The organism is Bacillus sp. ISL-4 (assembly GCF_018613275.1).
GTDB lineage: Bacteria > Bacillota > Bacilli > Bacillales > DSM-1321 > Peribacillus > Peribacillus simplex_E.
The window spans coordinates 313585-328740 of sequence record NZ_JAGGQN010000014.1 but is presented as its reverse complement, the minus strand read 5'-3'; the positions used below and the strand labels follow the sequence as shown (position 1 = coordinate 328740).

10 protein-coding genes are annotated in these 15156 nt (G+C 38.1%); 5 read left to right on the top strand and 5 right to left on the bottom strand.

The window, feature by feature from the left end:
• Positions 1-233: 233 nt before the first annotated feature.
• Positions 234-1658, bottom strand: coding sequence for an alkaline phosphatase (locus J7J00_RS14170; RefSeq protein ID WP_214791438.1), 1425 nt, complete (start codon positions 1656-1658; stop codon positions 234-236).
• A 242-nt stretch (positions 1659-1900) separates the two neighbouring features.
• Between J7J00_RS14170 and secA the strand changes: the two genes are divergently transcribed.
• From secA to J7J00_RS14150, 4 genes are all read left to right on the top strand, one after another.
• Positions 1901-4285, top strand: coding sequence for a preprotein translocase subunit SecA (gene secA / locus J7J00_RS14165; RefSeq protein ID WP_214791436.1), 2385 nt, complete (start codon positions 1901-1903; stop codon positions 4283-4285).
• Positions 4282-4743, top strand: coding sequence for an SLAP domain-containing protein (locus J7J00_RS14160; RefSeq protein ID WP_214791434.1), 462 nt, complete (start codon positions 4282-4284; stop codon positions 4741-4743). The genes secA and J7J00_RS14160 overlap by 4 nt, the downstream gene beginning before the upstream one ends.
• Positions 4728-4913: a hypothetical protein gene (locus J7J00_RS14155; RefSeq protein ID WP_214791432.1), complete on the top strand. Its 186-nt coding sequence runs from the start codon at positions 4728-4730 to the stop codon at positions 4911-4913. Before J7J00_RS14160 ends, J7J00_RS14155 begins: the two co-directional genes overlap by 16 nt.
• Before the next feature lie 66 nt (positions 4914-4979).
• Positions 4980-6773 (top strand): LTA synthase family protein, encoded by a 1794-nt coding sequence (locus J7J00_RS14150; protein WP_214791430.1) that lies wholly within the window; start codon positions 4980-4982, stop codon positions 6771-6773.
• Between the two features lie 20 nt (positions 6774-6793).
• On the opposite strand, the gene J7J00_RS14145 is transcribed toward J7J00_RS14150, so the two are convergent.
• The 4 genes from J7J00_RS14145 to tagD form a co-directional block, all read right to left on the bottom strand.
• Complete coding sequence (locus tag J7J00_RS14145) at positions 6794-7720, bottom strand: LCP family glycopolymer transferase (RefSeq protein ID WP_214791428.1); 927 nt, start codon at positions 7718-7720, stop codon at positions 6794-6796.
• A 289-nt stretch (positions 7721-8009) separates the two neighbouring features.
• Positions 8010-9050: a C40 family peptidase gene (locus J7J00_RS14140; protein WP_214791426.1), complete on the bottom strand. Its 1041-nt coding sequence runs from the start codon at positions 9048-9050 to the stop codon at positions 8010-8012.
• 292 nt (positions 9051-9342) lie between these two features.
• Positions 9343-10506 carry a CDP-glycerol glycerophosphotransferase family protein gene (locus J7J00_RS14135; protein ID WP_214791424.1) on the bottom strand — a complete coding sequence of 388 codons (1164 nt, stop codon included), beginning with the start codon at positions 10504-10506 and terminating at the stop codon, positions 9343-9345.
• Positions 10499-10897: a glycerol-3-phosphate cytidylyltransferase gene (gene tagD, locus J7J00_RS14130; protein WP_057278149.1), complete on the bottom strand. Its 399-nt coding sequence runs from the start codon at positions 10895-10897 to the stop codon at positions 10499-10501. The genes J7J00_RS14135 and tagD overlap by 8 nt, the downstream gene beginning before the upstream one ends.
• Positions 10898-11795: 898 nt before the next feature.
• On the opposite strand from tagD, the gene J7J00_RS14125 reads away from it, so the two are divergent.
• Positions 11796-15125: a CDP-glycerol glycerophosphotransferase family protein gene (locus tag J7J00_RS14125; protein WP_214791422.1), complete on the top strand. Its 3330-nt coding sequence runs from the start codon at positions 11796-11798 to the stop codon at positions 15123-15125.
• Positions 15126-15156: the final 31 nt, after the last annotated feature.

The following is a 15156-nucleotide window of genomic DNA, read 5'->3' as shown; positions in this document are numbered from 1 at the left end:
AAACTCACGAGTAAATGCGCCAAACTCACGAGTAAAAGGAGCAAATTCACGAGTAAATGCGCCAAATTCACGAGTAAACGCATCAAACTCTGTGTTATCGCACAATTTCGTGAGTAAGTGCCCCAAAACTTCGGAGAAATCGCCAAAACTTTGTTTTAACGAACCTCAATAGAAATGTATACGGAAAAAATCCAGTTAATTTAGATAGAATTTTAAAAGAGGACTGAATGTATTCATTCCTCTTTTGTTTTATGCTGACCGGGTGTGAACGGAACACCGGCGGCTTTTGAGATGATTTTCGAAATATCCGTATTTTCAAGGACTCCATCGAAGGCTTCACTGCCTGGACCCGAGGCGAAAACGGGAATCATATTGGCTGTGTGCCCTCCTGTGGAACTGGCCGCCCGTATGCTTCGATCAGCTACACCCGCCTTATAATGCCTGGCGATAGTGCTTCCGATTTCCCAATCGATTTGATGTTGTGGATAGACAAGCGTTCTATTATTTCTTACGTTATCGATGAATTGATCGACTTCCTGATCCGTAAGGGATATATGTGCATACTTCTTGAATGTGGAAACGACACTTTCCGGATTGATTTCATTATTTTTATCGAATGTAAGCTGTTTGGACATATATTCAGATGAAACCCTGATTTTTTTCAATGCAGTGATATCCATTGTTTCAGAAGCGGAGGTACCCATTGTTTCGTGGTCTGCAAGTACAACAATCAATGTATCATTTCGATTTTTTGCCCAATTTACAACCTCTTTCACGGTTTGGTCAAATTCGATCGTTTCTTTCCATATTCCAGTGATATCGGCTGCATGCTCCATATGGTCAATACGCGCACCTTCAGCCATCAAGAAGAATCCTTTATCACCCCTTGATAAAATATCCATCGCTTTGGATGTCATTTCGGGCAGGGATGGCTCTTGAGAATGTAATACTTCTTTATCCAGTTTAAAATTCATATAGGTAGGGTGAAATAGCCCTAAAAGTTTTTCCGGTTTATTAATGGAGCTAAGTTCTTTTTTCGTCGTCGTAATCCCATAGCCAGCTTGTTTAAATTTAGCGATTAAATCCTCGCCATTCTGCTTATCCGCCTCGAAATAGCTGGCACCTCCGCCGAGAATGACGTCGATGCGGTTATCAAATAGCTGCCTAGCGATATTTGCGCCACCTGTCCAGCGGTTAGGAACACTTGCACCAAAGGCAGCGGGTGTGGCATCGACTACCATATTGGTTGAGATAATCCCCACTTTTTTTCCATTGCTCTGAAACGCATCCAATATACTATCCACCTCGGAACCATTGGCATCGACACCGATAGATTCATTGTTGGTTTTTATACCAGTGGCAATCGCGGACCCTCCTGCTGCAGAGTCAGTGACGAAATTATTGGCGGAATACGTGCGCATGAGGGCAACATGTTCCAGTTGTTCCAAATGTAGAACACCGGTCTTTCCATATTCCAATTGCCGGGCAATTTCTATGGCCCCTACTCCCATGCCGTCGCCAATTAGCAATATGACATTCTTGGGTGTGTTTTTTGTCTCTGCTTGAATAGGGGAGCTCATGTAAATAAAGCAAAATATAAGAACGAATAATCCGAAGAGATGCGGCTGTGCAAGTTTATGAATGAATTTCTTATTCATCTGTAATCCTCCAATGGGTGAAAGTCTTCCTATTATTTGTTTAAATCGATAAAAAAACCCCTCCCTGATATTCAAGATGGAGCTAATCTTTTTAGCGCTTCTAATGGAAGGGCATCCAGCCGCTTTTTACGTAATTTATCTTTCAAAAAAAGAAAGAATTTCTATGATAATTAATAAACAGTAAATATTTAACTGATATAATTTAACTAAAGTTCAATTGAATTAATAGGAGAGAAAACCCTATGCTATCCAGTATGAAAAAGTTCTTCAAAGAAGGTTCTAAAGACTTAAAGAGAATTTATAAGTTGGTAGAAGATGTGAATCGACTAGAGGGTAAATATGAAAGGTATTCCGATCTGGAATTAAGCGGAATGAAGGATAGATTTAAAAGCGTATTGGATGCTGGTGACAATATATTGGATATACAAGCCGAAGCTTTTGCGGTCGTGAGGGAGGTCTCTAAACGGGTATTGAATCTTAGGCACCATGATGTTCAGCTTGCAGGCGGTTTTGTCCTGAGTGAAGGGGGCATCGCACAAATGAATACGGGCGAGGGGAAGACGCTTGTCTCTACTTTGCCTAGCTATTTACATGCACTGTACGGTAATGGTGTCCATATTATTACGGCCAATGAATATTTGGCCAGACGTGATATGGAGTTAATGGGACAAATTCATGAATTTCTAGGGTTGACGGTTGGTTTGAATATTTCCCAAATGGGGCCTTCCGCAAAACGTGAAGCGTATGCGGCAGATATCACGTATGGAACGGCAACGGAGTTCGGTTTTGATTATTTGCGTGATAATATGGTTTACCGAAGAGAAGAAAAGGTTCAGAGAGGACACCGATTTGCCATCGTCGATGAGATTGACAGCATCTTGATTGATGAAGCGAGGACACCATTAATCATTGCGGGCAGGGCAAGCGATGGAACCGAGCTTCACCAGATCACGGCACAAATCATGAAGACATTTATAGAAAATGATGATTACGAGATTTTCAGCGATTCAAGGTCTGCCTTTTTTACGGATCAAGGGGCTTCAAAGATTGAAGAGGCCTTTGGTATCGGCAATCTGTATGGAATGGAACATCAAGAGTTATTACATAATGTTACACAGGCGCTAAAAGCCCATGCAATCATGAAATTGGATGTGGACTACATTGTCATCGATGGTAAGGCTGCAATCATCGACAAATTCACAGGCAGGGTGATGGAAGGGCGAAGCTTCAGTGATGGGCTTCATCAAGCGATTGAGGCAAAAGAGGGCTTGGAGATTTCCGAAGAGAATGAAACACAGGCGATGATTACCGTCCAAAATTATTTTCGATTATATCATTCAATGTCTGGGATGACAGGCAGTGCAATGCCATCAAAGTCTGAATTCCAGGAAATATATCAGCTCCCCGTCATTGAAATTCCAACGAATGAGCCCATCATTCGAGTTGATGAGGTTGATTTGATTTATAAAGATGAAACCAGCAAAATCAACAAAATCGTCACGGAAGTAAAACGGATTCATGATGGAGGCAGACCTATTCTGATCGGGACGACCTCCATTGAGCAATCTGAAAAAATTTCGTTTCAACTAGAGAAGGGGAAAATTAAACATCAAATCCTTAATGCGAAGACGGAAGAGGATGAAGCGGAAATCATCGCGAATGCCGGGCAAAAAAATCAAGTGATGCTGGCTACGAATATGGCTGGGAGAGGAACGGATATATTACTTGCGAATGATGTCAAGGAATTGGGCGGCCTTCATATTATCGGTACGGAGCGACACGAAAGCCGTCGGATCGATATGCAGCTAAGAGGGCGTTCCGGCCGGCAGGGTGATCCTGGTTCAACACAATTCATCATTTCTTTGGAAGATGATTTGTTTGATTACTATGATGAAGAAGAAGTCGGGCGTTATATCAAGAAAATCAAAACGGATGAAAATGGGTTGGTGCTGAGCCCTGCACCCGATAAATTCGTTAAAATGGTTCAGGAAACGGTAGAGCAGATGCATCAATCAAGCCGTTACCATTTATTGAAGTTAGAACATGCATTAAATGAGCAGAGTAAAATCATCTATGCAATGAGAGATCGGATACTTGATGTGGAGCCTGGACGGATGTCGGCCATTTTACTTGAATTTATCGAAAAATACATTACTCGGCTAACAGTGAAATATTACCCTGAACATATGGTGGAACCTGATCCCTCTGCCTATATTGAAGAGCTTTCCCTTGTTTTCCCGTCGTTAGGTTGGCAGGCAAGTGATTTTCAGGATTTAGAAGGCCAAATTGAAGGAAAAGCGTTGGATGCTTTAGGTGAATTGGAATCGAGGCTGAGGCTGATAAGCTTTCAAAACGATGCAGAATGGGGAAACCAGGTGCGTGCTTTCATGCTGCAGCATATTGATACAAATTGGATGAACCATTTAGATGAAATGAACAGTGTGAAGGAAGGCATTGGTTTAAGCGGATATGGTCAGCAGGACCCATATACACTGTTTGAAAAAGCGGCCCTTAGTCAATTCAACCTTCTATTAAGTAAAATTGAGTCGGAGATAAGCATCCGTTTTATGGAATATATGAAAAGCAATCAGGAAGATGCAGCTGCTTTGGAGGGTGAGGAACGATGAGTTTATTTGGAAAAAGGGATAATGCAGCTTCAGATGTACATGAGTTATTAAATCAGGATAACACCGTTCATACTGTCCTGATGTTTCACAAGGGGTGGGAAATTTCCAAGCAAGAGGAATACGTATATAAATTCCACCATCAAAGGCTGCCTGCATTAAAACCGAACCAAATTTCAATATCCGGCATCAAGCTGACCAGGGTGGAAGATGATGTAATCATAGTTGCTTTTCTACGAAATTCAATAGAGAAAGCTGTCAGGTTTGATATTGTGGATTTACTGTTAGTTGATGGAGATGGGAAATTCCTCGCAAAAAAGACATTCGATCTTACAGAGCTTGGTGAGATTCCAGCACTTTCAAGCATGCCATGGCGTTTCTTATTCGAGGAAGGAGATTTGTTGGCGGAGTCGATTCCTGATGAAGGTTGGAAGATTGCTTTTGAATGGAAGAGAAAGTAGGAAAATACCGCATGATCTGGCGGCAACCGGCAGCTTTTTTGCCGGAGTGCCAAAGCAAAGCCCTCATCCTTTTAGTGATGAAGGCTATTTGTTTATTAGGGAAGTCATTAGAGCCAAATATTTATGCCGTTTTCTGTGTGCATTTTCTCATAAATGGCAACGCTAAGTAATATTTATAAGTAATCTTCCGCAATCAGGCTTAAATAAGGCTTGGAAATAATGAAGAGGAAAGTGGCATGAGCATGAAGAATAACGTGAATCAACGATTGAAGGAGAGGCTATTTGAGATATTGTCCTTTTCAATCGTGGCCATACTTTTCATTTATACGAATGATAGGATGGGTAACAATCTTTCTATTGGGATCATTACGATAATCATCGGTGTTGCCGGTTTTATTGTCTATCTGAAGGAATGGATAACGAATCGAATCGTAAAGGGCCTCATTTTTTCAGTTTTCCTTCTTTCGATCATGGTCTTTTTCCTTGGGGACATCTGGTTTTATCGTTATTACTCGACACCTATAACGTCCTATATGTGGATGCAAAAAAGCAATCTGAATGGGCTAGGTGAAAGTATATTCAGTATGGTGGAAATGAAGGATGCAATCTTTCTTCTGGTAGGCATTCCAATTGCTGAATCATTTGTGAAGAAAAAATACCCCCTTAAGCATATGGCACTAGTGCCGGCCGTAATATTCCTAATGATAGCAGGATTAAAGCCGGTCAAAAATATCTTAATCGACAAAGTAGATATAACCCGGCGTTATGAGGCGAATACTTTCTTGCGAAACTGGGGCCCTATCGGACATCACGCATTGGATACGTATGCCTATTTTACTGACTCGGGAAGGCATGGAATGTCCTCGGAAGAAAAGAAGGCCGTTTCTGATTACTTCAATAAAAATAAAAGAAAGGAAAATGTCCACTCCGGATCCTTGGAGGGGAAGAATCTCATTATCATCCAGGTGGAATCCCTACAGGCGTTTCCGCTATTTCAAAGTAGTGCCGGGCAGGAGGTCACGCCATTCATGAATGAACTGGCGAAAGGGGGGGTGTACTTCCCGCGTGTATATCCACAGACGGTATTTGGAAATTCATCTGACGGAGAGCTTATCGTGAATACCGGACTATTTCCTTTAAAGCAAGGTGCGACCTTTTTTCGATTCCCTTATAATGATTTTCCGGGCCTTGCTAAGGAATTAAAGAAGTCGGATTATCAAAGTTTTGCTTTCCACGGAGATGAAGAAGACTTTTGGAATAGGCAGCATGCATATCCCTCGCTAGGGTTTGATGACTATCTTTCCATAGAGGATATGCAGCAGGATGAGATGATTTCGATGGGATTGGGAGACCGCAGTTTTTTCAATCAAAGCTATGATTTCTTAAAAGATAAACGAAATCCCTATTACGCCTTTTTCGTTACTCTGACCAGCCATGTACCTTTTTCACTACCGAATGAACAGATAACATTGAAGCCTGAAGTTGGAAAAGAGAACAGTTACCTGACCAAATATTTTGAAGCCATTCATTATACAGATTCCGCCATCGGGGATTTCATAAAGAAGTTGAAGGATGACGGGAAATTGAAAGACAGCGTGATTGTGATATACGGAGATCATGATGGACTATTTTTAAAAGATAAACGAGAGGTTGAAGCGTATTATGGCAGTAAAATCACCGATGAAGAGTGGATTGGAAAATATATGCCCATTCCCGTGATCATTTATCAGGAGGATATGGAAGGAAGAACGATTGATAAGGTAGCGGGACAAATCGATATTCTACCAACTCTATATGATCTGTTCAATATTAAGAGTTCTTCATACTTTGGAGAGAGCATGCTGAATGGCGAAGAGGGCGATGCTTTGATATTGAAAGGGGATTATGGTTCTCAAATGAAAATAAATGGGGAAGGCAAGGTCGATGGATTTTCACCTGATGACCAAAAGGAGATCGATCTGAGTGATCAAGTGATACGTTCCGATTACTTTAAACAAATTGGGAAAAAGGTAAAAAAAGAGGATGACTGATAAAAGCCATCCTCCATTCATTATAATCCCAGATGTGCTTTCACACGATTTTGGGCTTCAAGCTTTGTATCTTCTGGAACGATGTTGTACCAAATGCCATTTACCCGTTGATTGTCACCTTCAAGTGTATATTGTTCAATATTTTTGAGGGATGATTTGTAGTTATTTTGGATACTTAACATTTCATTGAAACTTAAATTGGTTTCCACGTTTTTACCTAGAGCTTCGAGTATATCGTCATAATTGGTAAGTGTTGATAGGCTTGACCCTTTTTTCATGACAGCTTGGATAACCTGGCGTTGACGCATTTGCCGTCCATAATCCCCGCGGGGATCTTCTTTACGGATTCGGGAATAAATCAAGGCCTCTTTACCATTCAAGTCGATTGTGCCTTTGTTGAAGGTATATCCTTTATAGGCAAGGTCCATATCATTATCGACTGTGACACCACCAACAGCATTCACAATATCCTGAAAGCCTTCCATATTCATTTTGACATAATAATCAATCGGAATATCCAAATAGGCTTCCACTGTATTTATCGACATGGAAATTCCGCCATATGCATAGGCATGGTTCATTTTATCAGTTGTACCTTTACCGATGATCTCTGTACGCGTATCTCTCGGTAAACTCAATAACTCAATCGATTCCTTTTTAGGATTAACCGTCATGACAATCATCGTATCTGATCGACCTGAGTCATTTTTTCTTTCATCCACACCAAGAATTAGTAATGAAAATGGATCTTTGCTTTTGAACTTGATGTCCTCTACTCGCTTATCCGTTTTATGGGCTGTACCCTGCATGGTGCTGATCGCACCGGCTAATGATTGATAAACTGAAGCGCCATAAACACCTGCGCCAATGAAAAGGATAAGAAGGGTGAAGCCGATTATTTTAAACGTTTTGCGTTTCTTTTTCTTTTTTTTATGTTCTGATCTCATTTAATATTCCTCCCTTAACCATCCCACAAAATGGAAGGTGTGAAAAAGTACCTAGTCGGTATTTTTAACTATACCTTTTTTTTGTCAAAAATAGAATAGTTTCTTTTTGTACTTAGAGTGCATATTTACCTTTTTTCATCCAAAAAAACGAAGGATTCTAGAGAAATCGAATTCCTTCGTTGGCAAATCATTCGAATGTTTCGTAAATTGTATAACCCAGAGATAAAGAAACTATGATTCTTTTACATGAAATTGCCAGACTTTAAGAGGAAAGTCTGGCAAGAAAATCTTATAAACTTCTATAACCGATGATTTTACTTTTGAAATAAGAGTTTGAAGTAGCACTGATTGTTACTCCCTTACTTGATGAGGCATGAATGAATTCCCCGCCGCCCAAGTAGATTCCCATATGGCTTATCACTGATTTATTGGAACCAGTTGCAAAGAAGATAAGATCGCCGCTTTTCGGTGAAGTAACTTTTTTACCCATATCATAATATGTGGAAGATGAAAGCCTGGGAACTTCATACCCAGCCTTCTTGAACGTATAGTAAATAAATCCGCTGCAATCGAAGCCTGATGGGGAGGCACCCGCCCACGAATAAGGTGTACCAATTAATTTCTTTGCTTCGGAAACGAGCTTGGCCACTTTGTTACCCGAACTAGGGGCTTCCACTTTTCCAACATCATTATTATCTGCAGGGGCAGTGCTTGCCGATTTACTTAATTTTAGTTTTTGACCCACTCTGATTAAATCGGAATTTAACGAGTTGATTGATTTAAGCTGGGCTACGGTCAAGTTGGTTCTTCTGGAAATCTTTGAAAGAGTGTCACCTTTTACCACTATGTATGTAGACGAATTGGCTGGGGTCTGAGTCACATTGGATGGTTTGGAGCTGCCGGGTAAATCAATGGTAGTAGTGGTGGTTGATTTGGATACGATAAGTTTGGCGCCTGCATAAATTCTATCGGATTTTAAGTTATTCATTTTCATCAATTCAGCAAGTGTAAGGTCATGCTTGTTTGCTATCCTGGTTAAGGTATCACCTGGAACAATGGTATATGTGGTTTTATTTGTTTTTTTCACGGAAACAGAAGAAGCATTTGATGTTGTTGTGGAGTTGGGTGTAATTAATTTCTGATTGATTCTCAAAAAGTCTGATTTTAAGTTATTAAGCTGTTTTAAGTCTTTTACCGTCGTATTATGCTTCTGGGCGATTTTACTTAAGTTATCACCGCTTTTGACTGTATATGTACCGGCAAGGGCAGGAGAAACAAAAGTCGAAGATAAAATGGCTAATGTCGAAAATGCGACAACACTTTTTTTCACGGTTTTCCACCTCTAATATGTCTTTTTCCCTATTCTAACAAATTAAATGGGGATAAACATATTACATTTTTGTTACAAGGGGAAAATAGTAGTATTTTACTGGTTTATATTGGTGTGGTTTGAGTATTGTAATCTACAATATTTTCTATATTGTGAGTCTTTTTTCATATTGTGGAGCTTTGCCTTTTCATTTGTCATTTGCTGTAAAAAATCCCCTGTTTTTAGGGTGTGCATACATCGAAGGGTTATTGAAAAAAATGAAAACCCACTTCGTTTTACGAAGTGGGCGGTTTTATTTAAAAAGGAAATCAACTAAATCCCTGCTTGAATTTCCCGTGGAGTATTCATTCCATTTTTGGTTAAAGGAAGCGATCTTCATTAATGAATAATCGGCGGTACGTATTTCCCTTAAGAGCTCTTTTGTGGTAGATACCACAGGTCCGGGCATGGAAGAAGAGTAATCCTCCCAGAATCCCCGTTCCTGCACATACTTTTCTAAGTCATATGCAAAGAATATCATGGGTCTTCCCAAAAAAGAGAATTCAAATGGTATCGATGAGTAATCGGTAATTAAAAGATCCGTACTGATCAGCAGTTGATTAACGTGAAATTCACTATTTACAGGGTAAATGAATCCCGGGAATTTATCTTGTAAATCATGCTCTGCTTTTACAGCTGGATGCAGTTTTAGTAATAACGCATAATTTTCGCCCTGAAGTTCCTTGTAGAGCAATTCTAAATCAAGTGCAATCTCTCCGTTGTTCAAGCCGTCATTACGAAATGTAGGGGCATATAACATGATTTTCTTATGCTCAAGTTCTGGATACTTGGCCAGCAAAGCATTACGGGCAATTCTTTTTGATTCATCATTAAAAAAGAAATCGGTCCGAGGTATTCCGGTCCTTAGGATATGGGATGCCGGTAGTTGAAAACTTTCCTGATAAATACCGGCCATTTTCTCTGAACCTGCCGTAACATAATCAAATTTTTTATATACCTCCAAAAATCTTTTCCTTGCACCGGCTGAACGGTTTTGAATGGAAGGGTCTTTTGCCCCGAATTGCTTAACGGCACCTGCCGCATGCCACACTTGAACACATGTCACTTGCTTTTTGAATGCAATAGCTGAAAGAAAGCCAAAATAATTATCGATGATAATCCATTTTGATGTAGCCAGATGATAAATCGATCGGATCATGGCAATGATATTTTTTGATTCAAACGGAAGGACGATGGTTTCCCCATCGTCCTTAACTTGTATAGAACTGCTCGATTTCATTAAAAAAACTTTTTGAACGGAAATGTCCTGCTTGTCCATTTCATCTGCGATATATTGGCAATTATCCCCGAATGATGTGACAAAGGTCGTTTTGTCATTTAAAGGGCAAAGCTTAAAGATAGAGAATAAAACTTTGAAACAAAAAAGATAAATCCCTATCGCGAATTCTTTAGCCATTAGTAACTTGTAAAAGGTCATCTTTAATTTGGGAAGTCGAAATGCCGATTGTTCTTGGAAGGTAGACCACTTCACAAACTTCGGATAATTCATCGAATTGGCCTTTCCAGTCATCACCCATTACAAAAATATCTACACCCTCACGAACGATGTCTTCCCTCTTTTGTTCCCAATTGTCTTCCGGTATAACTTCATCCACATAACGGATTGATTCAAGGATCATTTTTCTGTTTTCAAAGCTATGATAAGCTTTTTTATCTTTTAAAGCATTGAATTCATCTGTTGAAATGGCAACGATCAGATAATCTCCTAAATCTTTAGCGCGTTTTAATAGATTGATATGGCCCCAATGAAGCAAATCAAAGGTTCCGTAAGTGATCACTTTCTTCATTTTTATTCCTCCTTTAAGACTCTTTAACTGTTATTCAATCAAATTAATATATATTTGGTCTATTAGAATATGAAATGGAACAATAAAACAGGCAGCCAGCATTTCAATTCTGCTTGTTTTATTCCTATATTTTTTTTGGCAATGACATTCTCTAACTAATTATAACTTAATAGCTTTACAAATAAACCACAATTTTTTTACAAATAAACCACAATTTTTTACATTGATGATTATTGTTCATATAATTTTTTAAGCTAAAATAAAATGTTGACTAATTTGTCTTACTCAGCAGGGCATAATAAAGTATCTATAGAAATGCATGATTTATAATGAAAGGCATTTAAAAATAAGTTCATCAAATTACTTTAAGTAAGCTGATGAACGATAACGATATAATAAGAAAAATTTCTTTATTCTTGCTGCAATCAGAATAAGCCATTCACAATTTTACCACGTTTAGGAGGGAACAACTAGAGGAGCATCATAAATCCCTGTTAATAGATGGATCATGTATAGGCCATCAATCTATCGCTTTACATTTAATAGCCCAATTAATGAAGTGCAAGTATAAACAGTTGCCTGTTTTGAAAGCGTTCACTTTGATGTCAAGAAGACTTCTTTGCAATTAAGAAACATGTTTTTGCTATTCCCTTTCCATTCTGGCAACATGGAAGGACGTACATATTTACGAAATGTTTTTAGTTTTAGTATGTTCGTTTTCAACATTGAACTAACCAATATTGTCTTTTTTGTTTATTGGAGGAATTAGAGGTAATTTATGGTCTGTTTACCTGTCCGTTTAATGATATTGAGGAAAAACCGAAAAAAGTTTATGATTTTAAAGTACAATAAATGATTCATTTTTATTTAAATAATAATTTGTTATAGGTGGTCTAAAATGATTAAAAAGCTTCTTGGAAAAGGGAAAGCAAAAAAAGCTCCTAAAATTAAGCTAAAACAAGTTCTGACCATTGTGCAAGAGGAAGATAAGCTGTTGATAAAAGGGGAATTTTCAATAGAACATTATTGCGCAAAAGAACTATGGCTATATTCTAGGGAAAACGAAAATCAAAAAATAAAAATTGCTGAATCAGTGAGCTCATCTAAATTTGAGTTTAAAGTAGATATGAAAGATTTAATGCGGAAATTGGAAGATGATGAACCGACTGTATATGACTGTTATATAAAGGTTACCGTTCCGGTTGAAAAGCTGAGCAAAAAAACGATACTTAGTATTGAACATAAAGCTGAATATGTAGATGTGAACGAACAGGTTCATATCGAATATCCAATTCGCCTCGGGCGTTTTCAGGAAACGCACGTGAACAATTTGAGTATTTACACCTATGAAAATAAACAAAGTATATTCTCTATAACGAATAAAGGGAATTTATCTCTTTACTTCAATATGGCCCCTAAAATTTCGATTAAGTCTCAAATTGAAAAAATCCATAACAAGTCGAAAACCATGCAAATTAATGGTCAAATTTTCACCAAGCATTCAAGAATCATAAAAGGTGAGGGACTTGTAAGAGGAAGGCAAAGTGGCAAAGAATATCAGGCAGATATATCTTTTATTCATAATGAGGAAATGAATATTAAGAAATATGGACTGAATCGTTATCTATATGATTTGAGATTGGATCTAGAACGATTAGTCAGTGCGGATTTGGAAGATGATGTATATGACATTTACATGAAACTACATTTACATGATCAGGAAGAGCCGAAAATGGTACGCGTCGGAAGACCAACCACCAGAACTAAATTATTTACTAAAAAGACTGATGTCAGCTCGAATGATGGAGTTGCTATCGTCAATCCTTACTATACCTTTAAAGCATCCAATTTATCTTTGGAAGTGTTTAACTTCTCTACAGATAGTTATCGATATTTAAAAAGGATGATGGGGTGGAGGAGATTCCTGACTTTATTTAAAAAGAAAAAGGATGTCTGGCTAGTTGGAGAAAGAACGTATAAAGCCCAGGATACTGGATATCACTTTTTTAAATATATGAGGGAAAACCATCCAGAAAAAGAAGTGTATTATGTAATAGAAGAAAATTCCGTGGAAGCCAAGAACGTCGAGCCCTTTGGAAATGTACTTTATTTCAAGTCAAAGGATCATATTAAAAAGACGATGGAATCGACACGTATCATTTCATCACATCACCCGGATTATCTATATCCTTTAAGGACATCTGAATTTAAAAATCGTGTTAAGGGGGTTAAGGTTTTCCTTCAACATGGTGTTATGGGTACTAAGAATATGGTGGCAAACTACGGGAAAAATGCAGTTTCAGGTTTTAGTACGGATGTTTTTCTAGTAAGTTCAGACTTCGAAAAGGATATGATTGTAACTGATTTTGGTTACAACGAAAAAGAAGTATTCGCGACGGGACTTTCAAGGTTCGACTCGCTGTTTAAGGATGATGTTTCAACAAAGAGGCAATTATTGATCATTCCAACATGGAGAGATTGGATTACTTCCGATGAAATATTTTTGGAAAGCGAGTATTTTGAAAGGTATCAGAAATTAGTGAATCACCCGGTATTACATGATTTATCTAAAAACAATGGGTTTGAAATCATTTTTTGCCTTCACCCTAATATGCAGAAATTCACGTCTTATTTTAAGGATGCCCCAGTTAGGGTAATTAGTCAGGGTGAAGTGGATGTCCAAAGGTTAATCAAGGAAAGTGCGATAATGATTACGGACTATTCAAGTGTAGCTTTTGATTTTAGTTTCCTGCATAAACCAATTATCTACTATCAATTTGATAGAGATCGTTTCATAGGGAAAAGACCGTCACATTTGGATTTGGATAATGATCTTCCGGGTGAAATCGTTGATGAATTGGATGAATTATTAGGTGTATTAGCCGAATATGCCAATACTGATTTTGTCATGAAGAAGAAGTATATGGACAAGGCCAACCGTTTTATTAAATATCGCGATGTCCATTCTAATTCACGGATATTCGAAGTGATTCAAAATGCAGAGAAAGATCAAAATTCACTAACTAAATTATATAACCATCCGATATTCAAACTCGTTTTGAATCGGTTTAGGAAAAGTGATAAATATTTCCCTGTCATGAAAAAAGTTTATAAAATCATGTCCAGGGTAATCCCGGTAGATCGGAACCTAATTCTTTTTGAAAGTGGGATAGGGAAGCAATTCGCCGATAGCCCCAAGTATATCTATGAAGAACTGGTCAAAAGGGATAATAAATATAAAAAAGTTTGGGTGTATAATGGTAATTTACCGATAAAAGGAAAGAATACGAAGCTGATAAAACGCTTAAGTCCGGAATACTATTATTATTTAGCCAAAGCAGGTTATTGGATAAATAATCAAAACTTCCCTACCTATTTAAGCAAAAGGAAGGAAACGACTTATATTCAGACTTGGCATGGTACCCCATTGAAAAAAATGCTATTTGATATAGACAATATTCAAGGAAGAGACGATGGGTACTTAAATCGAGTGCATGGTGCAACGAGAACTTGGGATTATTTAATATCACCAAGTCCATACGCATCCACGGCCTTCAGGAGCGCTTTCAAATATGAAGGCGAAATATTGGAAACGGGATATCCAAGAAATGATTTGTTTTACAGGGAGGATTCTTCAATAATTGCCAAGTCGGTGATGGAAAAACTGAAGATACCAAAAGGAAAAAAAGTCATCTTATATGCTCCTACATTCCGGGATAATCAAACATCGAAAAGCAATAAATTTATTTTCGAGCTGAAATTTGATTTGGAAAGAATGAAGGAAGAACTAGGGGATGAATATATCCTGTTGTTAAGGATGCATGTTGTTATAAGTAATAATCTCAGTATCCCGAGCGAATTTGAGGATTTCGTGATAAACGTATCCAATTATTCAGATATTCAGGAGCTTTACCTGATTTCCGATATATTGATTACGGATTATTCTTCAGTAATGTTCGATTTTGCCAATACCGCTCGGCCGATTTTGTATTACACGTATGATCTGGAAGATTACAGAGATAACATCCGTGGATTCTATATGGATTTTGAAAAGGAAGCACCAGGTCCATTTTTAAAAACAACCGAGGAGATTATTGAAAATATTACCAATATTGATAAAATAAACATGCAATATAAAGAGAGATATGGTTTATTTAGAGAGAAGTATTGTGGAATAGAGGACGGTAAAGCTACACAAAGAATCGTGGATAAATTTTTTAATGATTGATTCCTTAAATAAAGGGTATTGTTGCTTTTAA

Bases quoted from the DNA above. Each gene is read 5' to 3' on its own strand.
- J7J00_RS14170 (WP_214791438.1), bottom strand. From the start codon at position 1,658: ATGAATAAGAAATTCATTCATAAACTTGCACAGCCGCATCTCTTCGGA.
- secA (WP_214791436.1), top strand. From the start codon at position 1,901: ATGCTATCCAGTATGAAAAAGTTCTTCAAAGAAGGTTCTAAAGACTTA.
- J7J00_RS14160 (WP_214791434.1), top strand. From the start codon at position 4,282: ATGAGTTTATTTGGAAAAAGGGATAATGCAGCTTCAGATGTACATGAG.
- J7J00_RS14155 (WP_214791432.1), top strand. From the start codon at position 4,728: ATGGAAGAGAAAGTAGGAAAATACCGCATGATCTGGCGGCAACCGGCA.
- J7J00_RS14150 (WP_214791430.1), top strand. From the start codon at position 4,980: ATGAGCATGAAGAATAACGTGAATCAACGATTGAAGGAGAGGCTATTT.
- J7J00_RS14145 (WP_214791428.1), bottom strand. From the start codon at position 7,720: ATGAGATCAGAACATAAAAAAAAGAAAAAGAAACGCAAAACGTTTAAA.
- J7J00_RS14135 (WP_214791424.1), bottom strand. From the start codon at position 10,506: ATGGCTAAAGAATTCGCGATAGGGATTTATCTTTTTTGTTTCAAAGTT.
- tagD (WP_057278149.1), bottom strand. From the start codon at position 10,897: ATGAAGAAAGTGATCACTTACGGAACCTTTGATTTGCTTCATTGGGGC.
- J7J00_RS14125 (WP_214791422.1), top strand. From the start codon at position 11,796: ATGATTAAAAAGCTTCTTGGAAAAGGGAAAGCAAAAAAAGCTCCTAAA.